Origin of the sequence: Burkholderia sp. AU32262, assembly GCF_020419985.1 — a bacterium.
Classification (GTDB): Bacteria; Pseudomonadota; Gammaproteobacteria; order Burkholderiales; family Burkholderiaceae; genus Burkholderia; species Burkholderia semiarida.
The window spans coordinates 25322-47357 of record NZ_JAIZRS010000014.1 but is presented as its reverse complement, the minus strand read 5'-3'; the positions used below and the strand labels follow the sequence as shown (position 1 = coordinate 47357).

21 protein-coding genes and 1 tRNA gene are annotated in these 22036 nt (G+C 66.4%); 12 read left to right on the top strand and 10 right to left on the bottom strand.

Annotated elements, in window-relative coordinates; all coding sequences use genetic code 11:
• Positions 1–6 precede the first annotated feature (6 nt).
• Entirely contained in the window at positions 7–1743 is a 1737-nt protein-coding gene (locus LGN10_RS18105; RefSeq protein ID WP_059580899.1) for a proline--tRNA ligase, read from the bottom strand.
• 228 nt (positions 1744–1971) lie between these two features.
• Here LGN10_RS18105 and LGN10_RS18100 point away from each other — a divergent pair, with 228 nt between their 5' ends.
• Both LGN10_RS18100 and LGN10_RS18095 read left to right on the top strand, forming a co-directional pair.
• Positions 1972–2616 carry an RNA pyrophosphohydrolase gene (locus LGN10_RS18100; RefSeq protein WP_059580896.1) on the top strand — a complete coding sequence of 215 codons (645 nt, stop codon included), beginning with the start codon at positions 1972–1974 and terminating at the stop codon, positions 2614–2616.
• Positions 2617–2629: 13 nt separating this feature from the next.
• Positions 2630–3238, top strand: a complete 609-nt coding sequence (locus LGN10_RS18095; protein WP_059580894.1) for a CNP1-like family protein — start codon at positions 2630–2632, stop codon at positions 3236–3238.
• A gap of 96 nt (positions 3239–3334) precedes the next feature.
• Here the strand turns inward: LGN10_RS18095 and proB are convergent, their stop codons facing one another.
• The 4 genes from proB to rplU form a co-directional block, all read right to left on the bottom strand.
• On the bottom strand, positions 3335–4453 hold the full coding sequence (gene proB / locus LGN10_RS18090) for a glutamate 5-kinase (protein WP_059580892.1): 1119 nt from the start codon (positions 4451–4453) through the stop codon (positions 3335–3337).
• A gap of 91 nt (positions 4454–4544) precedes the next feature.
• Positions 4545–5657 (bottom strand): GTPase ObgE, encoded by a 1113-nt coding sequence (gene obgE, locus LGN10_RS18085; RefSeq protein WP_059580889.1) that lies wholly within the window; start codon positions 5655–5657, stop codon positions 4545–4547.
• A 186-nt stretch (positions 5658–5843) separates the two neighbouring features.
• Positions 5844–6107 (bottom strand): 50S ribosomal protein L27, encoded by a 264-nt coding sequence (gene rpmA / locus LGN10_RS18080; RefSeq protein ID WP_006476999.1) that lies wholly within the window; start codon positions 6105–6107, stop codon positions 5844–5846.
• Between the two features lie 24 nt (positions 6108–6131).
• Complete coding sequence (rplU, locus tag LGN10_RS18075; RefSeq protein ID WP_006025184.1) at positions 6132–6443, bottom strand: 50S ribosomal protein L21; 312 nt, start codon at positions 6441–6443, stop codon at positions 6132–6134.
• A gap of 210 nt (positions 6444–6653) precedes the next feature.
• Here rplU and LGN10_RS18070 point away from each other — a divergent pair, with 210 nt between their 5' ends.
• The 9 genes from LGN10_RS18070 (at position 6654) to LGN10_RS18030 (ending at position 14520) form a co-directional block, all read left to right on the top strand.
• On the top strand, positions 6654–7649 hold the full coding sequence (locus LGN10_RS18070) for a polyprenyl synthetase family protein (protein ID WP_059580886.1): 996 nt from the start codon (positions 6654–6656) through the stop codon (positions 7647–7649).
• A gap of 148 nt (positions 7650–7797) precedes the next feature.
• Positions 7798–7874 (top strand) — tRNA-Pro (locus LGN10_RS18065).
• A gap of 140 nt (positions 7875–8014) precedes the next feature.
• Entirely contained in the window at positions 8015–9307 is a 1293-nt protein-coding gene (locus LGN10_RS18060; RefSeq protein ID WP_226224507.1) for an HlyC/CorC family transporter, read from the top strand.
• A gap of 83 nt (positions 9308–9390) precedes the next feature.
• Positions 9391–10653 carry a GspE/PulE family protein gene (locus LGN10_RS18055; RefSeq protein ID WP_226224505.1) on the top strand — a complete coding sequence of 421 codons (1263 nt, stop codon included), beginning with the start codon at positions 9391–9393 and terminating at the stop codon, positions 10651–10653.
• Positions 10654–10655: 2 nt separating this feature from the next.
• Positions 10656–11861: a type II secretion system F family protein gene (locus LGN10_RS18050; protein ID WP_226224503.1), complete on the top strand. Its 1206-nt coding sequence runs from the start codon at positions 10656–10658 to the stop codon at positions 11859–11861.
• Between the two features lie 46 nt (positions 11862–11907).
• Positions 11908–12819, top strand: a complete 912-nt coding sequence (locus LGN10_RS18045; RefSeq protein ID WP_226224501.1) for a prepilin peptidase — start codon at positions 11908–11910, stop codon at positions 12817–12819.
• 1 nt (position 12820) lies between these two features.
• Positions 12821–13426, top strand: coding sequence for a dephospho-CoA kinase (gene coaE, locus LGN10_RS18040; RefSeq protein ID WP_059580872.1), 606 nt, complete (start codon positions 12821–12823; stop codon positions 13424–13426).
• Between the two features lie 109 nt (positions 13427–13535).
• Positions 13536–14291 carry a cell division protein ZapD gene (gene zapD, locus LGN10_RS18035; RefSeq protein WP_059580870.1) on the top strand — a complete coding sequence of 252 codons (756 nt, stop codon included), beginning with the start codon at positions 13536–13538 and terminating at the stop codon, positions 14289–14291.
• A 28-nt stretch (positions 14292–14319) separates the two neighbouring features.
• Entirely contained in the window at positions 14320–14520 is a 201-nt protein-coding gene (locus LGN10_RS18030; protein ID WP_021159902.1) for a DNA gyrase inhibitor YacG, read from the top strand.
• A gap of 57 nt (positions 14521–14577) precedes the next feature.
• Here LGN10_RS18030 and LGN10_RS18025 read toward each other — a convergent pair whose 3' ends face one another.
• The 4 genes from LGN10_RS18025 to secA all read right to left on the bottom strand — a co-directional run bounded on the left by LGN10_RS18025 (position 14578) and on the right by secA (position 20091).
• Positions 14578–15021: an NUDIX domain-containing protein gene (locus LGN10_RS18025; protein ID WP_059580864.1), complete on the bottom strand. Its 444-nt coding sequence runs from the start codon at positions 15019–15021 to the stop codon at positions 14578–14580.
• Positions 15018–15887, bottom strand: coding sequence for an ATP-binding protein (locus LGN10_RS18020; protein ID WP_027783462.1), 870 nt, complete (start codon positions 15885–15887; stop codon positions 15018–15020). The genes LGN10_RS18025 and LGN10_RS18020 overlap by 4 nt, the downstream gene beginning before the upstream one ends.
• A gap of 19 nt (positions 15888–15906) precedes the next feature.
• Complete coding sequence (gene argJ / locus LGN10_RS18015) at positions 15907–17148, bottom strand: bifunctional glutamate N-acetyltransferase/amino-acid acetyltransferase ArgJ (protein WP_226224499.1); 1242 nt, start codon at positions 17146–17148, stop codon at positions 15907–15909.
• Between the two features lie 144 nt (positions 17149–17292).
• The gene (gene secA, locus LGN10_RS18010; protein ID WP_059580857.1) at positions 17293–20091 is read right to left on the bottom strand and encodes a preprotein translocase subunit SecA; all 2799 of its coding nucleotides are present in this window, start codon (positions 20089–20091) and stop codon (positions 17293–17295) included.
• Positions 20092–20347: 256 nt separating this feature from the next.
• Between secA and LGN10_RS18005 the strand changes: the two genes are divergently transcribed.
• Positions 20348–20824 carry a DUF721 domain-containing protein gene (locus tag LGN10_RS18005; RefSeq protein ID WP_059580855.1) on the top strand — a complete coding sequence of 159 codons (477 nt, stop codon included), beginning with the start codon at positions 20348–20350 and terminating at the stop codon, positions 20822–20824.
• Positions 20825–20904: 80 nt separating this feature from the next.
• Here the strand turns inward: LGN10_RS18005 and lpxC are convergent, their stop codons facing one another.
• Positions 20905–21822 (bottom strand): UDP-3-O-acyl-N-acetylglucosamine deacetylase, encoded by a 918-nt coding sequence (gene lpxC, locus LGN10_RS18000; RefSeq protein WP_059580853.1) that lies wholly within the window; start codon positions 21820–21822, stop codon positions 20905–20907.
• Positions 21823–22036: the final 214 nt, after the last annotated feature.

The window sequence follows — 22036 nt, the reverse complement described above, 5'->3', positions numbered from 1 at the left end:
CCGCGCTCAGTGCGCGAGCGCGGCGCGGATCTTCTCGGCGACCGTCGCCGCGGCCGCGTCGGCCGGCAGCAGCGTCGCTTCGGCGTCGCGGCGGCCCTGGTATTCGACCTTGCCTTCCTTCAGGCCGCGCTCGCCGATCACGAGACGATGCGGCACGCCGATCAGCTCCCAGTCGGCGAACATCACGCCCGGGCGCTCGCCGCGATCGTCGAGGATCACGTCGATGCCGGCGGCGACGAGTTCCGCGTACAGCTTGTCGGCCGTCTCGCGCACCATGTCGCTGCGGTCGTAGCCCATCGGGCACAGCACGACCTCGAACGGCGCGATCGACTCGGGCCAGATGATGCCGCGGTCGTCGAAGTTCTGCTCGATCGCCGCACCCAGGATACGCGTGATACCGACGCCGTAGCAGCCCATCAGCATCGGCTGCGGCTTGCCCGACTCGTCGAGGAACGTCGCGCCCATCGCTTCCGAGTACTTGGTGCCGAGCTGGAACACGTGGCCGACTTCGATGCCGCGGCAGATGTCGATCACGCCCTTGCCGTCCGGCGACGGATCGCCCTTCTTCACGTTGCGCACGTCGGCAACTTCCGGCTCCGGCAGGTCGCGGCCCCAGTTCACGCCCGCGATGTGATAGTCGACCTCGTTCGCGCCGACGACGAAGTCGCTCATGTTCGCGACCGTGCGGTCGGCAATTACCTTCACCGGCTTCTTCGTGCCGACCGGGCCGAGGTAGCCCGGCGGCGTGCCGAACCACTCGACGATTTCCTGCTCGGTCGCGAAGCGGTGGTTCTTCAGGCCCGGCAGCTTCGACACCTTGATCTCGTTCAGGTCGTGATCGCCGCGCAGCATCACGAGCCAGATGGTCGGCTCGGCGCCTTCATTGTCGGTCGCGAGCACGATCGACTTGATCGTGCGCTCGAGCGGGATCGACAGCAGTTCGGCGACGGCCTCGCACTTCGCCTTGCCGGGCGTCGCGACCTTTTCCATCGTTTCGGCCGGCGCCGCGCGCTCGGCAATCAGCGGCAGCGCTTCGGCCGCCTCGACGTTCGCCGCGAATTCGGACGTCGGGCAGTACGCGATCGCGTCCTCGCCAGTGTCGGCGATCACGTGAAATTCGTGCGAGAAGTTGCCGCCGATCGAGCCGCTGTCGGCCGCCACCGCGCGGAACTCGAGGCCGAGGCGCGTGAAGATGCGCACGTACGCGTCGTACATCTTGCGGTACGACTCGTTCAGGCCCGCCGCATCCTTGTCGAACGAATACGCGTCCTTCATGATGAATTCGCGGCCGCGCATCACGCCGAAGCGCGGACGGATCTCGTCGCGGAACTTCGTCTGGATCTGGTAGAAGTTCACCGGCATCTGCCGGTAGCTCTTGATCTGGTTGCGCGCGATGTCGGTGACGACTTCCTCGTGCGTCGGCCCGATCACGAAATCGTTGTCCTTGCGGTCCTTGAAGCGCAGCAACTCGGGGCCGTACTGTTCCCAGCGGCCCGATTCCTGCCACAGCTCGGCCGGCTGCACGGCCGGCATCAGCAGCTCGATGGCGCCCGCCCGGTTCATTTCCTCGCGCACGATCGCCTCGACCTTGCGAATCGAACGCAGGCCGACCGGCAGATAGTTGTAGATGCCGCCGGCGACGCGACGGATCATGCCGGCGCGGACCATCAGCTTGTGGCTGACGATCTCTGCGTCGGCGGGTGCCTCTTTCAGGGTGCCGATAAAGAAACGGGAAGCTTTCATGCGGACGGTTCCAAAAACGGCGCCCCCAGGCGGGGCGCCCGAAAAAGTTTCAAGGTGAAAAAGCTGCGCGCGGCGAACAACGAGGGACGACGATGGCGCAGACGACGTAGCAGACTAATCAGGGACAATTCAGCCGGCGTACCCCGCGCGGATTCGCTCCGTCACGGTGCGCAGCGCCCGTTATCTGTTTATAATCAAAGCAATTTTAAAGGATTCGAAGGTGGTTGTATGCTGGATCGTGAAGGCTTTCGCCCGAACGTCGGCATCATCCTCTTGAACGCGCGCAACGAGGTGTTTTGGGGCAAGCGGCTCCGCGAGCATTCCTGGCAGTTTCCTCAAGGTGGGATCAAGTACGGCGAGACCCCCATGCAGGCGATGTACCGGGAACTGCACGAGGAAACGGGCCTGCATCCGGAACACGTCAAGATAATCGGCCGCACTCGCGACTGGTTGCGTTACGAGGTGCCTGACAAGTTCATCAAACGCGAAGTACGCGGTCATTACCGCGGCCAGAAGCAGATCTGGTTCCTGCTGCGGATGGTCGGACGCGATTGCGACATTTGCTTGCGCGCGACCGATCACCCGGAGTTCGATGCGTGGCGCTGGAACGAGTACTGGGTGCCGCTCGATGCGGTGATCGAGTTCAAGCGGGATGTCTATCAGTTGGCGCTGACGGAACTGTCGCGCTTCCTGCGCCGCCCGGCGCAGCGAGCCGAGAAGCCGCGCGGGCCGCGTGTGTCGCGCTATCCGCGCGTCATCGGCGCACAGGCCCAGACGCTGACGATTGTCGACGCATCGGTAGTCTGTTCGGAGGTCGAAGTGGAAGCGAGCACGCTCGACGAGATGCCGCCCCGCGTGATCGTCGGCAAATGACGAGTTGGACTGCATGACCGGGCGCGACCTTGGTGTCGCGCCCTTTTTTTACGAGGAATGCATATTGAAAGCGATTGCTCTCGCGCTCGCATCGATCGCCGCGATGGCCGCCCTGGCCGGTTGCGCGAACTCGAAAGCGCCGTCCAACAAGGATGACAGCGAGTTCGTGTACCTGCTCGACCGGCAGGGAACCTGGAAGGAAAACGCCGTCGACACGCTGCCGCCGCTACCGCAAACGGGCGATCTGCTGCCATTCAACGTGTCGCAGAACACGCCGCTCAAGTTCTTCGTCGATGCGAAGTCGCTCGACGTCGGCACCGACGGCGTCGTGCGCTACGCCGTCGTGATCACGAGCCCGGCCGGCGCGCGCAACGTGAACTACGAAGGCATCCGCTGCGACACCTACGAATGGCGCCAGTACGCCGGCCTGAACGCGGACCACAACGGCTGGGATCGCACCGTCGAGAACGACTGGCGGCGCATCGAGAACGGCGAGTTGAACGCCTACCACTCCGCGCTCTACCAGGACTACTTCTGCTCGAACAAGATGCCCCAGGGCTCCACCCGGCAGATCCTCGAAAACATCCGGTTCCACCGCACCGCGATGACGCAGCTGCGCTGACGGCGCGCGGGGGCCCGTCGCCCGCATCGCCCCGCTGCAACGAAAAGCCCGCGCGATGCGGGCTTTTTCATTTCGACGACGAAAACCGGCTGGCGATCACACCAGCACGAGGTTGTCGCGATGAATCAGTTCGGGCTCCAGCATGTAGCCGAGCACGGCCTCGATCTCGCCGCTCGGCTTGCGGTGAATCAGCTTCGTTTCCGCGCTGCTGTAGTTCGTGAGCCCGCGCGCCACCTCGCGCCCGTCCGGGCCGACACACGCGATCACCTCGCCGCGCGCGAACGCGCCCTGCACGTCGGTGACGCCGATCGGCAGCAGGCTCTTGCCGCCGGCCGTCAGCTTCTCGACCGCGCCGGCATCGATCACGACATGGCCGCGCACCTGCAGATGATCGGCCATCCATTGCTTGCGTGCCGCCATCCGCGCGGTCCGTGCGATCAGTTGCGTGCCGATCGCCTCGCCGGCCGCCAGACGCACGAGCACGTCGGACTCCCGGCCGCTTGCGATCACGGTATTCGCGCCGCTGTGTGCCGCCCGCTTCGCCGCGAGGATCTTCGTCAGCATTCCGCCGCGGCCAAGACTCGAACCGGCCCCGCCTGCCATCGCCTCGAGCTCCGGTGCGCCCGCGTTGGCCTCGCCGACGAGCGTCGCATTCGGGTCCTTGCGCGGATCGGCCGTGAACAGCCCCGACTGGTCGGTGAGGATGATCAGTGCATCGCCTTCGATCAGGTTCGCGACGAGCGCGCCGAGCGTGTCGTTGTCGCCGAACTTGATTTCGTCGGTGACGACCGTGTCGTTCTCGTTGATGATCGGCACGACGCCGAGCCGCAGCAGCGTGAGCAGCGTCGAACGCGCGTTCAGATAGCGCTCGCGATCCGCCAGGTCGGCGTGCGTGAGCAGGATCTGCGCGGTGCGGATGCCGTGCTCGGTAAAGCGGCTTTCGTAGACTTGCGCGAGCCCCATCTGGCCGACCGCGGCGGCGGCCTGCAACTCGTCGATTTCCCGCGGCCGCTTGCTCCAGCCGAGCCGCTGCATGCCTTCGGCGATCGCGCCCGAACTGACGAGCACGACTTCCTTGCCCTGCGCACGCAGCGCAGCGATCTGGGCTGCCCAGCGGCCGATTGCAGCATGATCGAGCCCCTTGCCGTCGTTGGTCACGAGGCTCGAGCCCACCTTCACCACCAATCGCTTCGAATCCGCGATGATCGAACGCATCCTGCACTGTCTCCTGTATCTGATGCCCGCCCCGGCCGGGCCCGATGGAACGCCAACGCCGGGCGGCACGCCCGGCGCGTCAGCGAACCGTTCAGGCGTCGTCGCCCGGCGCCGCACCACCCTTCGCCGACGGCGCCTCGCGGAAACGCACGTCCGCCGCGAGATCCTCCGCCTCCGCCGCGCGATGCGCGTCCGAATGTTCGGAGAGGTAGTCGTAGATCGCGTAGCACAGCGCTTCGCAGCCCTGGCCCGTCAGCGCCGAGATCTCGAACACGGGGCCGTCCCAGCCGAAGCGGTCGAGGAAATCCGCGACGCGCGCCTCGCGCTCGTCTTCCGGCACCATGTCCAGCTTGTTGAGCACGAGCCAGCGCGGCTTCTCGTAGAGCGCCTCGTCGTACTTGCGCAGTTCGCCGACGATCGCCGTCGCTTCCGCGACCGGATCGACGCTTTCGTCGAACGGCGCGAGATCGACCAGATGCAGCAGCACGCCGGTACGCTGCAGGTGGCGCAGGAATTGATGCCCGAGGCCCGCGCCTTCGGCCGCCCCTTCGATCAGCCCCGGGATATCGGCGATCACGAAGCTCTTGCTCGGCCCGACACGCACCACGCCGAGATTCGGCGCGAGCGTCGTGAACGGGTAGTCGGCGATCTTCGGCTTCGCGTTCGACACCGACGAGATGAAGGTCGACTTGCCCGCGTTCGGCATGCCGAGCAGGCCGACGTCGGCGAGCACCTTCAGCTCGAGCTTCAGCATGCGCCGCTCGCCCGGCTTGCCGTCCGTCTTCTGGCGCGGCGCGCGGTTCGTGCTCGACTTGAAATGCAGGTTGCCGAGGCCGCCGGCGCCGCCCTGCGCGAGCATCACCCGCTGGTCGTGCTCGGTCAGATCGGCGATCAGCTCGCCGGTATCCATGTCGCTGATGATCGTGCCGACCGGCATGCGCAGCGTGACATCGTCGCCACCCTTGCCGTAGCAATCCGAGCCGCGGCCGTTTTCGCCGTTGCGTGCGAGATGCTTCTTCGCGTAACGGTAGTCGATCAGCGTGTTGATGTTGCGGTCGGCGATCGCGTAAACGCTGCCGCCCCGGCCGCCGTCGCCGCCGTCCGGCCCGCCGAACGGGACGAATTTCTCGCGGCGCATCGACGCGCTGCCATCGCCTCCGTCGCCGGCGATGACTTCGATTCGTGCTTCGTCAATGAACTTCATTCGTCACTCCGCCCAGTATTTCCGCTATTGTGCCGCGCGCCGACACGCTTGAACAATCTGCCGTTCGGCCGATCGTACGCCGGTTGCGCGAGGGCCGCCGGCCCGCATTTGCGGCCGGCGACCCAATAAAAAAGGCCCCGCGAAGACTGCGGGGCCTTTCGGCTACGAAGCCCGTGGGTGCCTGACTCAGGCAGCCGCCGGGACGACGATGACCAGATGCTTCTTGTCCGCGCCCTTCGTCGCGAACTTGACGTGACCGTCGACCAGCGCGAACAGGGTGTGATCCTTGCCCATGCCGACGTTCTCGCCAGCGTGCATGCGCGTGCCGCGCTGACGCACGATGATGCCGCCAGCGTTGATTGCCTGGCCGCCGTACACTTTCACGCCGAGACGTTTCGACTCGGAGTCGCGGCCGTTCCGGGAAGAGCCGCCTGCCTTTTTGTGTGCCATCTGATTGCTCCTTTACCGAGGCGCTTACGCGTTGATCGCGTCGATGCGCAGCTCAGTGTAGTTCTGGCGGTGGCCGCCGTGCTTTTGGTAGTGCTTCCGGCGACGCATCTTGAAGATGGTGACCTTGGCATGACGACCGTGCGACACGACGGTGGCCTTGACGGAAGCCCCACTGACCAGCGGCGTACCGAACTTAATCGATTCGCCTTCGCCCACTGCGAGAACCTGGTCGAGCGTGATTTCAGCGTCAATGTCAGCCGGTATCTGTTCTACTTTGAGTTTTTCGCCAACGGCAACCTTGTACTGCTTGCCGCCGGTTTTTATGACCGCGTACATTGAGAACCTCACTCTGGATCCAATTTTTCCGCACACCACGCGCGGAAAACACGTGATTATACATGGGGTTAGCACCCAAGTCAAAGCCGATCGACGATTGCCGCGCGCGGGCCTCGGCCGAACGGCCAAAATCGCGCCACGGGTATGTCTGACAGACCGGCATATCGCGGATTCGACTTATAATCCGCCGCATCACCCAATTCCATCATCATGTCGTCGTCCACCGCCTCCCCCACCCTCAGCGCCGCCCACCTGCTCGCCCCGATCACCAGCGACATGGAGCAGGTGAATCGCGTTATCCGGCAAAGCCTCGCGTCCGACGTGCTGCTGATCAACCAGATCGCCGAGTACATCATCGGCGCGGGCGGCAAGCGGCTGCGTCCGGCGTTGCTGCTGCTCGTCGCCGGCGCGCTCGGCGAAACGTCGCACCAGCGGCACGTGCTGGCCGCCGTCGTCGAGTTCATCCATACGGCCACGCTGCTGCATGACGACGTCGTCGACGAATCCGAGCTGCGCCGCGGCCGCCAGACCGCCAATGCGCTGTTCGGCAACGCGGCGAGCGTGCTGGTAGGCGATTACCTCTACTCGCGCTCGTTCGAGATGATGGTCGGCGTCGGCAAGATGCGCGTGATGGAGATCCTGTCCGAAGCGACGACGATCATTTCGGAAGGCGAGGTGCTGCAACTCCTGAACATGCACGACGCGGACGTCGACGAGACGCGCTACATGCAGGTGATCCGCTACAAGACGGCGAAGCTGTTCGAGGCATCGGCCCGCCTGGGCGCGGTGCTCGCGGGCGCCGACGCGCCGACCGAGGCCGCCGCCGCCGAATACGGCCGCCGGATCGGCACCGCATTCCAGATCATGGACGACTGGCTCGACTATGCGGGCACCGCCGAGGCGATGGGCAAGAATGCCGGCGACGACCTGCGCGAAGGCAAGCCGACGCTGCCGCTCATCTATCTGATCGAACGCGGCACGCCCGACCAGTCGGCGCTCGCCCGCGAGGCGATCGAACACGGCGGCACCGATCGCTTCGACACGATTTTCGAAGCGATCACGCGCTCGGGCGCGCTCGACCACACGCTCGAATGCGCACGCCAGGAAGCGCAGGCAGCGGCGGCGGCGATTGCCGCGTTCCCCGATTCGATCTACAAGGAAAGCCTGCTCGGGTTGTGTTCATACTCGACGTCGCGGCAGTCGTAAACACGCGGCGAACGGGAAGCGCCGCCTTGTCTCGAAAAATTTCTTCACCAAAGTATTCCCTTTTAGAAAAAACATCGTTATAGTTACGTTCTTGCTTGTGACGACGCAGCGATCTTCAAGAAGACGGCAAAGTCCGAAGAGCAAAAATCGGGGTGTAGCTTAGCCTGGTAGAGCGCTACGTTCGGGACGTAGAGGCCGGAGGTTCGAATCCTCTCACCCCGACCAGATTTAAAAAAACCGTGCACCTTGTGCACGGTTTTTTTTCGTCCGGCCGCCGCGGGCCCTCGTGTCGCGCGCGACACATCGCGGTCGCCGGCCTCTGCTATATTTGCCCCATCCCTGTCCTTCACTGCCCTTTCCAACGCGTGGACCAAATTCCCTTATGGGCGCAAATCGGCGCCGTCTTCCTGCTTCTCCTCTGTTCCAGCTTCTTTTCCATTTCCGAGACCGCGATGATGGCGCTCAATCGCCATCGGCTGAAGCATCTCGCCGGCCAGGGCGTGCTCGGCGCGAAAACCACGCAGGGGCTGCTCACGCGCACTGACTTGCTGCTCAGCGTGATCCTGATCGGCAACAACCTGTTCAACACGATCATTCCGGTCCTCACGACGTCGCTCGCGCTCCATACGTTCGGCCGCAACAACCTCGCGCTGTCGATCGCGACCGGCGTCGTCGCGTTCCTGATCATCGTGTTCGCGGAAATCGCGCCGAAGATCGTCGGCGCGACGTTCCCCGAGCGCATCGCGCTGCCCGCGAGCCTCGTGATCGCCCCGTTGATGCGCGTGTTCAAGCCGGTCGTCTGGTTCGTCAATGCGCTCGCGAACGGCGTGCTGTGGGTGCTGCGCATCAACACGAAGAAGGGCCGCGACCAGCGAATGTCGGCCGACGAGCTGCGCGCCATCGTGCTCGAATCGAGCAGTTTCATGCCGACCAAGCACCGCAGCATCCTGCTCAACCTGTTCGACCTCGAGAACATCACGGTCGACGACGTGATGGTGCCGCGCCGCCAGATCGAGTCGCTCAACTTCTACGCGCCGCTCGACGACATCCTGCATCAGCTCGAAACCTGCTATCACAACCGCCTGGTGGTCTACGAAGGCGACATCGACAAGGTGCTCGGCGTGCTGCACGTACGCAAGACGCTCACCGCGCTGCACAACCAGGATTTCGACCGCGAGACGCTGCGCACGCTGCTCGCCGAGCCGTACTACGTGCCGTCGGGCACGCCGGTGGTCCAGCAGCTCCAGTTCTTCCAGGAAACCCGGCAGCGCACCGCGCTCGTCGTCAACGAGTACGGCGAGCTCGAAGGACTCGTCACGCCCGAGGACATCATCGAGGAGCTGATCGGCGAATTCACGACGTCGATGCCGCGCAGCGAACGCGCGGGCGGCTGGGACGAGAACGGCGAATGCATCGTGTCGGCCAGCATGCCGCTGCGCGAACTGAACCGCTGGCTGCACCTGAAACTGCCGACCGACGGGCCGAAGACGCTGAATGGGCTCGTGCTCGAGATCCTCGAGGAAATTCCCGAAGACGACGTGTGCCTGAAAATCGGCGACGTGATGCTCGAAGTGATGCGCAGCGACGATCAGGCGGTACGCACCGTCAAGCTCTTCAAGCCGCGCGGCACGCGCAGCGGGCGCGCCGCCTCCCGCTAGCCGAACGGCCGACTGCCGGCGCCGCCCGCGACGCGCGATCATCTGCGCATCACGGTCAACAGGCGGCCAGCGTGCCGGCTCACATGCACTTCCCTTCCTCCGGGGCGTCGCCGCACACGCAGTCGGCGCCCGCGCACGCCGCCGCACCCCATGCACTCGATGCGGCCCAGCTCGACGATGCCCCCGCCGTACGGCTGCTGACGGACACGCTGCACGCGGCGCGCGTGCGCGACGCGTCGGACATCCACGTCGAGCCGTTCGAAGCCGGCTGGCGCATCCGTCTGCGCATCGACGGCGTACTGCATGAACATGCGCGACCGCCGCTGCACCTGCGCGATGCGCTCGTGACGCGGATCAAGGTGCTCTCGCGCATGGACATCGCCGAGCGGCGGCTTCCGCAGGACGGCCGGCTGCGCATCGCGATCGACGGCGGCACGCGCGGCGACTACCGCGTCAGTTCGCTGCCGACGCTGTTCGGCGAAAAGCTCGTGCTGCGGCGGCTCGAAACGCTGCCGCCCGATCTCACGCTTGCCAACCTCGGCTTCGACACGCGGCAGGCCGCCGCGATGGAGGCCGCGATCCGTGCGCCGCATGGCCTCGTGCTCGTCACCGGCCCGACCGGCAGCGGCAAGACGCTGTCGCTCTACTGCGCGCTGCAGATGCTCGATCGCGACGCGCACAACGTCTGTACGGTCGAGGATCCCGCCGAGATCCAGCTCGACGGGATCAACCAGGTCGGCGTCGCCGACAAGGCCGGTCTCACGTTTGCGACCGCGCTGCGCGCGCTGTTGCGACAGGATCCCGACGTCATCATGGTCGGCGAGATTCGCGATGCGGAGACGGCCGATGTCGCGATCAAGGCCGCCCAGACAGGCCATCTCGTGCTGTCGACGCTGCATACGAACGACGCGCCGGCCGCCGTCGCGCGGCTGCTCGACATCGGCGTCGCACCGTACAACCTCGCGGCCGCGCTGCACCTCGTCACCGCGCAGCGCCTCGTCCGGCGCCTGTGCGTCGCCTGCCGCGTGCATTCGGACGCATCGGCGCGCGCGCTGCGGGAAGCCGGCTGCGACCCGGCGGCGCTGGCGACCGGCTGGCGGCCGTTCGTCGCGCGCGGCTGTTCCGCCTGTCACGGAATCGGCTATCGCGGCCGCATCGGCCTGCATCAGACGATGCCGGTATCGCCCGGGCTGGCCGAGCGCATCGTCGCGCGGGCAAGCGTCCGCGAACTCGCGCAATGCGTGGCGGCCGAGGGCGTGCGTACCCTGCGCGACGCGGCATTCGCGCGCGTGCTGGACGGCACGACGAGCATCGCTGAAGCCGTCGCCGCCACGCCCGCGGCGTGAAGATGCGCACGCCACCGCGCGAAACCCGCTTTGCATGGCGCGGCCGCCATCGCGACGGCGCGCCGCGCCGCGGGATCGTCATCGCCTTCGACGCGGCGGCCGCGCGTGCCACGCTCGCGCGCGACGGCATCGCGGTACTGTCGCTCGACGTCCGCGGGCCGGCCCGCCCGCCGGCGGCCGGCGCCCGTGACATCACGCGCTTCACGCGCCAGCTCGCGAGCCTGTTGCAGGCCGGCCTGCCGCTTGCACCGTCGCTCGAGATGCTCGCGCGCACCCGCACGCGCGACGGCGTGCCGCGCATCGCCGCGGGGCTCGCCCGCGAGATCGTCGGCGGCCGGCGCTTCGCCGACGCACTCGCACGTTATCCCTCGCAGTTCGGTACGCTGTATCGTCAGTTGATCGAGGTCGGCGAGGCGTCCGGTTCGCTCGGCATCGTGCTGACGCGGGTCGCGGAACACCGCGAGCGCGCCGACGCGCAATGGCGCAAGCTGCGTGCCGCGCTCGCGTATCCGGCCGCCGTCATCCTGTTCGCGCTCGCGATCTCGGCAGCATTGATGGTGTGGGTCGTGCCGACCTTCCGGCAGATCTTCGACGGTTTCGGCGCCGCCCTGCCCGCACCGACCCGCGCGCTGCTCGCGCTGTCCTCCGCGCTGTCGGCGTGGGGCGGCGTGCTGCTGGCCGGCGCGGCCGCCACGGGGCTTGCCGCGCAGCACGCGCTTCGGCGCTCGTCCGCATTGCGCCATGCGCTCGCGCGACACCTGTTGCGCGCCCCGCTCGCGGGCAGCGCGCTGGAGCGGTTCGCGGCCGCACGCTGGTGCCGCTCGCTGGCGACCCTGCTCGGCGCCGGCGTGCCGCTCGCCGATGCGTTCGCCACGCTCGAGCGCACGGCCGGCCACCCGGTGTTCGCCCACGCCACCGCGTACATCGCCGCTCGCGTGTTGCGCGGCGTGCGTCTGGCCGATGCGATGCATTCGGCCGGCTGCTTTCCGGACGACGTCGTGCAACCGATCGCCGTCGCCGAGGAAACCGGTGCGCTCGACACGATGCTCGCCGACATCGCCGCGTTGTGCGAACGTCAGCTCGACGCGCGCCTCGATGCGCTCGCGGCGCTCGGCGAACCGTTGATCGTGATCGTCCTGGGCGCGCTCGTCGGCGGCCTCGTGATCGCGATGTACCTGCCCATCCTTCAGCTCGGCAACGTGGTGTAGCATCGCAACCGACTCTGTCGCCTTTTTGCCCCGAACCTTGATCCTCATGACGCCAGCGCTCCTGTCCGCCGTTTCCGATTCGCCCCAGAGCACGCTGCTCGCGCTGGCGATGCTGCCGCCCGCGCTGCAGTATGCGTTCGCGATCGTCATCGGCCTGTGCGTCGGCAGCTTCCTGAACGTGGTCGCGCACCGGCTGCCCGTGATGATGCAGCGTGCGTGGCAGGCCGAAATCGCCGAAGCGACGGGCACCGAGCCCCCGCCGCCCGACGACGGTTATCCGCCGCGCTACGATCTGTGGCGCCCGCGCAGCGCCTGCCCGCATTGCGGCCACGTGTTGCGCGCCTGGGAGAACATCCCGCTCGTCAGCTACCTGGTGCTGCGCGGGCGCTGCCGGCGCTGCGGCCATGCGATCGGCATCCGCTATGTGCTCGTCGAACTCGCGTGCGCGCTGCTCGCCGCCGTCTCGCTCGCGGCGTTCGGCCCGACCGTCGCCGCGCTTGCCGCGTTCGCGCTGTGCGCGGCGCTGCTCGCGATGAGCGCGATCGACATCCGCACCGGCTACCTGCCCGATTCGATGACGCTGCCGCTGCTGTGGGCCGGGCTCGCGCTCAACCTCGGCGGCACCTTCACGTCGCTGCGCTCGGCCGTGATCGGCGCGATGGCCGGCTACCTGTTCCTGTGGTCGATCTACTGGCTGTTCAAATGGCTGCGCGGCATCGAGGGCATCGGTTTCGGCGACCTGAAGCTGCTGGCCGCGCTCGGCGCATGGATGGGCTGGGCCGCGCTGCCGCAGGTCGTGCTGTTCGCGGCGGTGACCGGCGCGATCGTCGGGCTCGTCGCGACCTGGCGCGGCCGCATGCGCTTCGAGGAGCCGATTCCGTTCGGCCCGTTCCTCGCGGCCGGCGGCGTCGCCACGCTGTTTTTCGGCACCCCTTTCTATGCGGCGCTCGGAGGCTGACATGTTTTCAGTAGGACTCACGGGCGGCATCGGCAGCGGCAAGACGACCGTTGCCGACCTGTTCGGCGCCCGCGGCGCATCGCTCGTCGATACCGACCTGATCGCCCACCGCATCACCGCGCCGGGCGGTCTCGCGATGCCGGCGATCGAGCAGGCTTTCGGCCGCGGCTTCGTGGCCGCCGACGGCTCGCTCGATCGCGCGAAGATGCGCACGCTGATCTTCAGCGACGACGACGCGCGCCGGCGCCTCGAAGCGATCACGCATCCGCTGATCCGCGCGGAGACCGACCGCGAGGCGCGCGAGGCGCGGGGCCCGTACGTGATGTTCGTCGTGCCGCTGCTCGTCGAGTCGGGCACCTGGAAGGCGCGCAGCGATCGCGTGCTCGTCGTCGACTGCCCGGTCGAAACGCAGATCGCGCGCGTGATGCGGCGCAACGGCTTCACGCGCGAACAGGTCGAAGCGATCATCGCGCGACAGGCGACGCGCGAAGCCCGCCTCGCGGCGGCCGACGACGTGATCGTCAACGACGCGGTCACGCCCGACGCGCTCGCCGCGCAGGTCGATGCACTGCACCAACGCTACGTCGGATTCGCGGCCGCGCACTGAGCATCGCATGCAATCCTGATGGTGTACGAAATTGGCGCGTTGCTAGGGTAGAGAGGGGGCATTAGAATGTCCTTCATTGTTTCAATCCCTACCCAAGAGGCGAGCGCGCTTGATTCTTTACGAGTATCCGTTCAACGAGCGAATTCGCACGCTGTTGCGTCTCGAAGATCTGTTCGAGCGCTTCGCGTTCTTTTTGGCTCAGGAGGACCCGCGTGAGCACCACGTCGCGCTGACGACGCTGTTCGAAATCGCCGAGGTGACGGGCCGCGCGGATCTGAAATCGGATCTGATGAAGGAGCTCGAACGCCAACGCCAGACGCTCGCCCCCTTTCGCGGCAATCCGGGTATCGAGCAGAACGCGCTCGAAGCCGTGCTCGGCGAAATCGAGCAGACGCTCGCGAATCTCGCGCAGATGCAGGGCAAGACCGGCCAGCACCTCGTCGACAACGAGTGGCTCGCCAGCATCCGCAGCCGCGCGGTGATCCCGGGCGGGACGTGCAAGTTCGACCTGCCGTCGTACTACGCGTGGCAGCAATGGCCGGCCGAGCAGCGGCGCCAGGACATCGCGAAGTGGATCCTGCCGTTGCTGCCGTTGCGCGACGCAGCGGCGATCGTGCTGCGGCTCGCGCGCGAATCGGGTCAGGCGTCGAAGGTCATGGCGATGCAGGGCAGCTACCAGCAGATGCTGTCCGGGCGGAGCTACCAGTTGATGCAGGTGCGGGTGTCGCCGGAGCTGCGCGTGATTCCCGAGGCGAGCGCGAACAAATACATGCTGTGGGTGCGGTTCACGATGCAGGACGGCGACGTGCGGCCGCGCGCGGTGGACATCGACGTGCCGTTCCATCTGACCCTGTGTAATCTGTAACGGCCGCGTGCCGGTTCAACGCTTTCGTATGACTACCGTCGTGAAATGTCCTTCGTGCGGCGCAGAAGTGCGCTGGACGCCTGAAAACAAGTTCCGTCCGTTCTGTTCGGCCCGCTGCAAGCAGCTCGACCTCGGCGCATGGGCCGCGGAAAAGTATCGGATCGGCGGTTCTTCCGACGAGGGCCCGTCGTCGGAAGAAGACGGCACGGACAATCGCCGCGACAGTTGAGCGGCGCGCGGCGCCGTCCGCCAATATGGCCTGCGTTTCAGGCAGGCCGCCGCGGCGTCACTGCGACGCCGCTTCCTTCTCGAGCAGTTCGAGCACCGGCAGCGCCGCCGGCAACAGCGGCGCGACCTCGACCGGCAGTTGCTGCCACACGAACGCCTGCCCTTCCTTGCTGTGCGGCTCGCCCGTCCAGCCCGTCACCTTGCAGAAATAGAGCCGGACATACGCGTGCGGATAATCGTGCTCGAGCGTGTGCCAGCGGTGGCTGGCCGTGACTTCGATGCCGAGTTCCTCGTGCAGCTCGCGCGCCAGTGCGTCCTCGACGCTTTCGCCGGCCTCCAGCTTGCCGCCCGGGAACTCCCAGTAACCTTCATACGGCTTGCCCTGCAGGCGTTGCGCGAGCAGATACCTGCCGTCCGGCTGCACCATCACGCCAACCGCGACTTCGGTCACCTTGCGGCCGTCCGGCGCCCGCACGGCGCCTTGTGCCTGATCCGCGCTCATGCCTGCTCCTTGCGGCCCGACCAGTCCCGCGCGAACTGCCACGCGACGCGGCCCGAGCGCGAGCCGCGCTCGAGCGCCCATACGAGCGCGTCGCCGCGCGCGGTCTCGATCTCCGCATCCGGGCAGCCAAAGTGACGCAGCCAGTGCGCGACGATGTCGAGGTAGTCGTCCTGCTTGAACGGATAGAAGCTGACCCACAGGCCGAAGCGCTCCGACAGCGAGATCTTCTCCTCGACGACCTCGCCGGGGTGAATCTCGCCGTCCGGCAGATGCTTGTACGACTCGTTGTCGCTCATGTACTCGGGCAGCAGGTGACGGCGGTTCGACGTCGCGTAGATCAGCACGTTGTCCGATTGCGCGGCGATCGAGCCGTCGAGCGCGACCTTCAGCGCCTTGTAGCCCGATTCGCCGTCCTCGAACGACAAGTCGTCGCAAAACACGATGAACCGCTCCGGCCGCTGCGAGATCAGGTCGACGATGTCGCCGAGATCGTGCAGGTCGTCCTTGTCCACTTCGATCAGGCGCAGCCCGTCGTTCGCGTACGCATTCAGGCACGCCTTGATCAGCGACGACTTGCCGGTACCGCGTGCGCCGGTCAGCAGCACGTTGTTGGCCGGCTTGCGCTGCACGAACTGGCGCGTGTTCTGGTCGATCAGCGCTTTCTGGCGGTCGATGTTGTGCAGGTCGCCGAGCGTGATCGACGACACGGCCGGCACCGGCTGCAGGTAACCGCGCCCCTGGCGCTTGCGCCAGCGGAACGCGTGCGCCGCGTTCCAGTCGATGGCCGCCGGCGCGGGCGGCAGCATCCCTTCGAGACGGCCGAGCAGCGCTTCCGCGCGTGTCAGAAACTGTTCAAGCTTGTCCATGTCGTTCGAGCGCTCCCGATCAGGAGCGGTAATCCGCGTTGATGCTCACGTAATCGTGCGACAGGTCGCACGTCCAGACGGTGGCCTCCGCATCGCCGCGCCCCAGCAGCACGCGGATCGTGATCTCGCTCTGCTTCATCACGCGCTGGCCGTCTTCTTCCTGGTAGGCCGGATTGCGGCCGCCTGCCTTCGCGACCAACACGTCGTCGAGATAAAGATCGATCTTGCCGACGTCGAGATCCGCAACGCCCGCATAGCCGATCGCCGCGAGAATCCGGCCGAGGTTGGGGTCGGATGCGTAGAAGGCCGTCTTCACGAGCGGCGAATGGCCGATCGCGTACGCGATCTGGCGGCATTCGGCGACGCTCCTGCCGCCTTCGACCTGCACCGTCATGAACTTCGTCGCGCCTTCGCCATCGCGCACGATCAGTTGCGACAGCACCTGCGCGACTTCCGTCACCGCGTCGCGCAGCGCCGCATAGGCGGGCGAATCGGTCGACGTGATCGCCGGCAGCGTGCTCTTGCCCGACGCGATCAGGATGAACGAGTCGTTCGTCGACGTGTCGCCGTCGATCGTGATGCAGTTGAACGAGCGGTCGGCGACTTCCTTCACGAGCGTGTCGAGCACCGGCTGCGCGACGTTCGCATCGAACGCGAGGAAGCCGAGCATCGTCGCCATGTTCGGCTTGATCATGCCCGCGCCCTTGCTGATGCCCGTCAGCGTGACCGTGTGGCCGTCGATCGTCACCTGGCGCGACGTCGCCTTCGGCAGCGTGTCGGTCGTCATGATCGCCTGCGCGGCATCGAACCAGTTCGCGGCCTTGCGGTTCGCGAGCGCGGCCGGCAGGCCGGCCTTCAGGCGATCGATCGGCAGCGGCTCGAGGATCACGCCGGTCGAGAACGGCAGCACCTGCGCCGGCTCGATGCCGGCCAGACGCGCGAGTTCCGTGCAGGTTTCGCGTGCGTTCACGAGGCCCGGCTCGCCGGTGCCCGCGTTCGCATTGCCCGTATTCACGACCAGCGCGCGAATGCCCGCGCCGCCGGCACGCACCTTCGCCAGGTGCTCGCGGCAGACGGTGACCGGCGCTGCGCAGAAACGGTTTTCGGTGAACACGCCCGCGACCGTCGCGCCTTCGTCGACGGAGATGACCAGCACGTCCTTGCGATTCGGCTTGCGGATGTTCGCTTCCGCCCAGCCGAGCGTGACGCCGGCGACGGGATGGAGTTGGGCGGGATCGATCGACGGAAAATTGACAGCCATGGGGCACACCTGCCGGATGGAAAATGCCGGCACGTGCCGGCATCGATTGGAAGAACCGGCGGCCGCACGCGCGGGCCGCCACAACTCACGTCACTGACTGGAAGCTGCGAACGACGCGGCGCGCGTGATGCGCGCCGCCGCCGATCATGACAGCTTCCCGTGACATTGCTTGTACTTCTTGCCGCTGCCGCACGGGCACGGATCGTTGCGGCCGACCTTCGGCATTTCGCCGCCGGGCCCGCTGTGCGTCATCGCGCTGCCGACCATGTCGGCCGTCGCCGTGGCCGCCGCGGCTGCCGTGACGTTCGCCACCGGCGCGCCGGCATCCGCGTAATCGGCATGCTGGTATTCGACGTTCTCGAGATGACCGCTGCGCTCCTCGATCTGCTCGGCGGCTTCCTCGAGCTGCTCCGGCGACTGGATCTGCACGTTCATCACGATGCGCGTGACTTCCTGCTTGATCGCGTCGAGCATCGCGGCGAACAGTTCGAACGCCTCGCGCTTGTACTCCTGCTTCGGGTTCTTCTGCGCGTAGCCGCGCAGATGAATACCCTGGCGCAGGTGGTCGAGCGCCGCGAGGTGCTCGCGCCACAGGCGGTCGACCGTCTGCAGCATCACCGAGCGCTCGAACGCGCTGAACGATTCGCGGCCGACCATCGCGACCTTCGCCTCGTACTGCTCGTCGGCGGCCGTCGTCACGGCGTCGAGGATCTCGTCGGCCGTGATCGACGACGACTCGTTCACCATTTCCTGGATCGCGAGATCGAGCTGCCAGTCGTTGCGCAGCGCTTCCTCGAGCTCCGGCACGTCCCACTGCTCCTCGATGCTGCCTTCCGGCACGAACTGGCGGACGACTTCGGTGATCACCCCGTGACGCATCGCGGTGATCGTCTCGGTGATGTCGTGCGCTTCGAGCAGTTCGTTGCGCTGCTGGTAGATCACCTTGCGCTGGTCGTTCGACACGTCGTCGTATTCGAGCAGCTGCTTGCGGATGTCGAAGTTGCGCGCCTCGACCTTGCGCTGCGCCGATTCGATCGACCGCGTGACGATGCCGGCCTCGATCGCCTCGCCTTCCGGCATCTTCAGGCGATCCATGATCGAGCGCACGCGGTCGCCCGCGAAAATGCGCAGCAGCGGATCGTCGAGCGACAGGTAGAAGCGCGACGAGCCGGGGTCGCCCTGACGGCCCGCACGGCCGCGCAGCTGGTTGTCGATCCGGCGCGATTCGTGGCGCTCGGTGCCGATGATGTGCAGGCCGCCCGCGGCCTTCACCTCCTCGTGCAGCGTTTCCCACTCGTCGTGAAGCTGCTTGATGCGGCGTGCCTTCTCGTCGGCCGGAATCGAATCGTCGGCCTCGATGAACGCCGCCTGCTTCTCCGCGTTGCCGCCGAGCACGATGTCGGTACCGCGGCCGGCCATGTTGGTCGCGATCGTGATGCGCTTCGGACGGCCGGCTTCCGCGACGATCGCCGCTTCACGCTCGTGCTGCTTCGCGTTCAGCACTTCGTGCGGCAGCCCCGCCTGCTTCAGCAGGTGCGACAGCAGTTCGGAGTTCTCGATCGACGTCGTGCCGACCAGCACCGGCTGGCCGCGCTCGTAGCAGTCGCGAATGTCGCGGATCACCGCGTCGTAGCGCTCCTTGGCCGTCTTGTAGATCTGGTCCTGCTTGTCGATCCGCTTCGGCGGGCGGTTGGTCGGGATCACGACCGTCTCGAGGCCGTAGATCTCGTTGAATTCGTACGCTTCGGTGTCCGCGGTACCGGTCATGCCGGCCAGCTTCGCGTACATCCGGAAGTAGTTCTGGAACGTGATCGACGCGAGCGTCTGGTTCTCGCTCTGGATCTTCACGTGCTCCTTCGCCTCGACCGCCTGGTGCAGGCCGTCGGACCAGCGGCGGCCGGCCATCAGGCGGCCCGTGAATTCGTCGACGATCACCACTTCGCCGTTCTGCACGACGTAGTGCTGATCCTTGTGGAACAACGTGTGGGCGCGCAGCGCCGCGTACACGTGGTGCATCAGCGTGATGTTCTGCGGCGCGTACAGGCTCTCGCCCTCGCCGATCAGGCCCCATTCGGCGAGCAGGCGCTCGGCCTTCTCGTGGCCCGATTCCGTCAGGAACACCTGGCGCGACTTTTCGTCGAGCGTGTAGTCACCCGGCTTCTCGACGCCCGTGCCGTCGGCCTTCTCTTCGCCGATCTGGCGCTCGAGCAGCGGCGGCAGTGCGTTCATCCGCACGTACAGCTCGGTGTGATCCTCGGCCTGACCCGAAATGATCAGCGGCGTACGCGCTTCGTCGATCAGGATCGAGTCCACTTCGTCGACGACGGCAAAATTCAGCGCCCGCTGCACGCGCGCGTCGGTCTCGTAGACCATGTTGTCGCGCAGGTAGTCGAAGCCGAATTCGTTGTTCGTGCCGTACGTGATGTCCGCCGCGTACGCCTGCTGCTTCTGGTCGTGCTCCATGCCGGACAGGTTGATGCCGACCGACAGACCGAGGAAGTTGTAGAGGCGCGCCATCCACTCGGCATCGCGCTGCGCGAGGTAGTCGTTGACGGTCACGACGTGCACGCCGCGGCCGGCCAGCGCATTCAGGTACACGGGCAGTGTCGCGACGAGCGTCTTGCCCTCGCCGGTGCGCATTTCCGCGATCTTGCCGTAGTGGAGCACCATGCCGCCGATCAGCTGCACGTCGAAGTGGCGCATCTTCAGCACGCGGCGGCTTGCCTCGCGACAGACCGCGAACGCTTCGGGCAGCAGCTTGTCGAGCGACTCGCCGGCCGCGACCCGCTGGCGGAATTCGTCCGTCTTGCCGCGCAACTGGTCGTCCGTCAGCTTCTCGATCTGCGTTTCGAGCGCATTGATCGTCGCGACGGTCTTTTGGTATTGCTTGACGAGCCGCTGGTTGCGGCTGCCAAAAATTTTCTGGAGAAAACCGGTTGTCATCGGATCGGATCCTGCGTCGCAGCACCGGCGCCCGGCGCGTGTTGCGCGCCCCGGCGCCCGAGCCTCGGCGGCTTAGCGAATTAGTGGACTCAAACGTCGAATTTTAGCACGCGGGGACGCATGCGCCCGCGTCCCGGCCGGACGGCCATCGCGCGCCGGGGCCGGGCGGACAGGGGCGAAAGCCGCGCGTGCGCGAGCCGGCGCGAGTACAATCGGCTGCAACCTCCGCGCGCGTGCGCGCTCGAAGAAAGCCTCGATGAACCGATTTTCCAAGCGTTTCGGCCCGCTCGCCGCCTATCGTCCGCAACCCGTGTCCGAAGTGCTCGGCCGCACCGACGCGTTCGCGGCGTTGCGCGCCGGCGTCGAGCAGATCGCGTCGCTGCAGCGCGACCTCGGCGCGTGCCTGCCCGATTATCTGGCGAATCACGTCGAACCGGGCTTCATCAAGGACGGCACCCTGACCCTCTTTGCCGCACACAATGCGCTGGCAGCACGGCTGCGGCAGGTCGAAATGCGGCTGCTCGGCGATCTCCAGAAGCGCGGCTGGCCGGTGACGACGCTGCGGGTGCGCGTGCGGCCGAAGGACGCGCCCGAACCGCCACATGTGAAGCAGGCGCGGATGACCTCGGCCGGCGCCGCCGCGTTGCGCGACCTCGCCGATCACCTCGAACCGTCGCCGCTGCAGGCGGCGCTCGCGCGGATGGCGGCACGGCACGGCGCGAAGCCGCGTTGATCGCCAGGGCCGCAGGCGGCGGCCAGCCAATAAAAAAGCGACCCGAGGGTCGCTTTTTTATCGCTTGCACTGAACGCAGCTCACGCGAAGGCCGTCTGCGCGTCGAACGCGAACCCCTTCGGCGCCGCCTGCGGATCGTCGAACGTCACGATCTCGTACGCGTCTTCGTGCGCGAGCAGCTCGCGCAGCAACGCGTTGTTCAGCCCGTGGCCCGACTTGTACGCGGTGTACGACGCCAGCAGCGGGTGGCCGATCACGTACAGGTCGCCGATCGCGTCGAGCATCTTGTGCTTCACGAACTCGTCGTCGTAGCGCAGCCCGTCGTTGTTCAGGATCCGGTACTCGTCGAGCACGATCGCGTTGTCCATGCTGCCGCCGCGGGCGAGACCCAGCTCGCGCATCATTTCGACTTCATGGGCAAAACCGAACGTGCGCGCGCGCGCGATCTCGCGTACGTACGACGTATTCGCGAAATCGACCTCCAACTCCTGGCCGGTCTTGTCGACGGCCGGGTGACGGAAGTCGATCGTGAACTTCAGCTTGAAACCGAAATACGGATCGAGACGCGCGAACTTGTCGCCATCGCGAATTTCGACCGGCTTCTTCACCTGGATGAAGCGCTTCGGCGCGTTCTGCTCTTCGATGCCGGCGGATTGAATCAGGAACACGAAGGACGCGGCGCTGCCGTCCATGATCGGGATTTCCTCGGCCGTCACGTCGACATAGAGGTTGTCGATGCCGAGGCCGGCGCACGCCGACATCAGGTGCTCGACCGTCGACACGCGCGCGCCATCCTTCTGCAGCACCGACGCGAGCCGCGTGTCGCCGATCGACATCGCGGAGGCCGGAATATCGACGGGCGTGGGCAGGTCGACGCGCGAGAACACGATACCCGTGCCCGGCGCGGCCGGACGGAGCGTCAGTTCGACCTTGCGGCCCGAGTGGAGACCGATACCGACGGTCTTCACGATGGATTTGATGGTGCGCTGCTTCAACATGGTCTTCTTCGTCTTGATTGAGGATATCAATCAGGAGTTATATTCGATAGGCGCGATTATAGCGTAATTCCCAATTCAACGCTGTCTGAAACTGCGTATCAATCTGTTTCGACTGTTTACCCGCGCCGATACGGGACGGGCCGATGCCCGGAACGGAGGCGTTTCCGGTCATCGACCCGTGTTACAACTGCCCTGAGGCCGGCGAGCAGCGTTG

Excerpts from the sequence above, each read along its gene's own strand:
- rplU (WP_006025184.1), bottom strand. The coding sequence starts at position 6,443 with ATGTACGCGGTCATAAAAACCGGCGGCAAGCAGTACAAGGTTGCCGTT.
- LGN10_RS18025 (WP_059580864.1), bottom strand. The coding sequence starts at position 15,021 with ATGAGCGCGGATCAGGCACAAGGCGCCGTGCGGGCGCCGGACGGCCGC.
- argJ (WP_226224499.1), bottom strand. The coding sequence starts at position 17,148 with ATGGCTGTCAATTTTCCGTCGATCGATCCCGCCCAACTCCATCCCGTC.
- LGN10_RS18050 (WP_226224503.1), top strand. The coding sequence starts at position 10,656 with ATGCGCACGCCACCGCGCGAAACCCGCTTTGCATGGCGCGGCCGCCAT.
- LGN10_RS18100 (WP_059580896.1), top strand. The coding sequence starts at position 1,972 with ATGCTGGATCGTGAAGGCTTTCGCCCGAACGTCGGCATCATCCTCTTG.
- proB (WP_059580892.1), bottom strand. The coding sequence starts at position 4,453 with ATGCGTTCGATCATCGCGGATTCGAAGCGATTGGTGGTGAAGGTGGGC.
- LGN10_RS18095 (WP_059580894.1), top strand. The coding sequence starts at position 2,630 with ATGACCGGGCGCGACCTTGGTGTCGCGCCCTTTTTTTACGAGGAATGC.
- rpmA (WP_006476999.1), bottom strand. The coding sequence starts at position 6,107 with ATGGCACACAAAAAGGCAGGCGGCTCTTCCCGGAACGGCCGCGACTCC.
- LGN10_RS18055 (WP_226224505.1), top strand. The coding sequence starts at position 9,391 with ATGCACTTCCCTTCCTCCGGGGCGTCGCCGCACACGCAGTCGGCGCCC.
- LGN10_RS18005 (WP_059580855.1), top strand. The coding sequence starts at position 20,348 with ATGAACCGATTTTCCAAGCGTTTCGGCCCGCTCGCCGCCTATCGTCCG.
- obgE (WP_059580889.1), bottom strand. The coding sequence starts at position 5,657 with ATGAAGTTCATTGACGAAGCACGAATCGAAGTCATCGCCGGCGACGGA.
- coaE (WP_059580872.1), top strand. The coding sequence starts at position 12,821 with ATGTTTTCAGTAGGACTCACGGGCGGCATCGGCAGCGGCAAGACGACC.
- LGN10_RS18020 (WP_027783462.1), bottom strand. The coding sequence starts at position 15,887 with ATGGACAAGCTTGAACAGTTTCTGACACGCGCGGAAGCGCTGCTCGGC.
- LGN10_RS18070 (WP_059580886.1), top strand. The coding sequence starts at position 6,654 with ATGTCGTCGTCCACCGCCTCCCCCACCCTCAGCGCCGCCCACCTGCTC.
- lpxC (WP_059580853.1), bottom strand. The coding sequence starts at position 21,822 with ATGTTGAAGCAGCGCACCATCAAATCCATCGTGAAGACCGTCGGTATC.
- LGN10_RS18105 (WP_059580899.1), bottom strand. The coding sequence starts at position 1,743 with ATGAAAGCTTCCCGTTTCTTTATCGGCACCCTGAAAGAGGCACCCGCC.
- secA (WP_059580857.1), bottom strand. The coding sequence starts at position 20,091 with ATGACAACCGGTTTTCTCCAGAAAATTTTTGGCAGCCGCAACCAGCGG.
- LGN10_RS18030 (WP_021159902.1), top strand. The coding sequence starts at position 14,320 with ATGACTACCGTCGTGAAATGTCCTTCGTGCGGCGCAGAAGTGCGCTGG.
- LGN10_RS18045 (WP_226224501.1), top strand. The coding sequence starts at position 11,908 with ATGACGCCAGCGCTCCTGTCCGCCGTTTCCGATTCGCCCCAGAGCACG.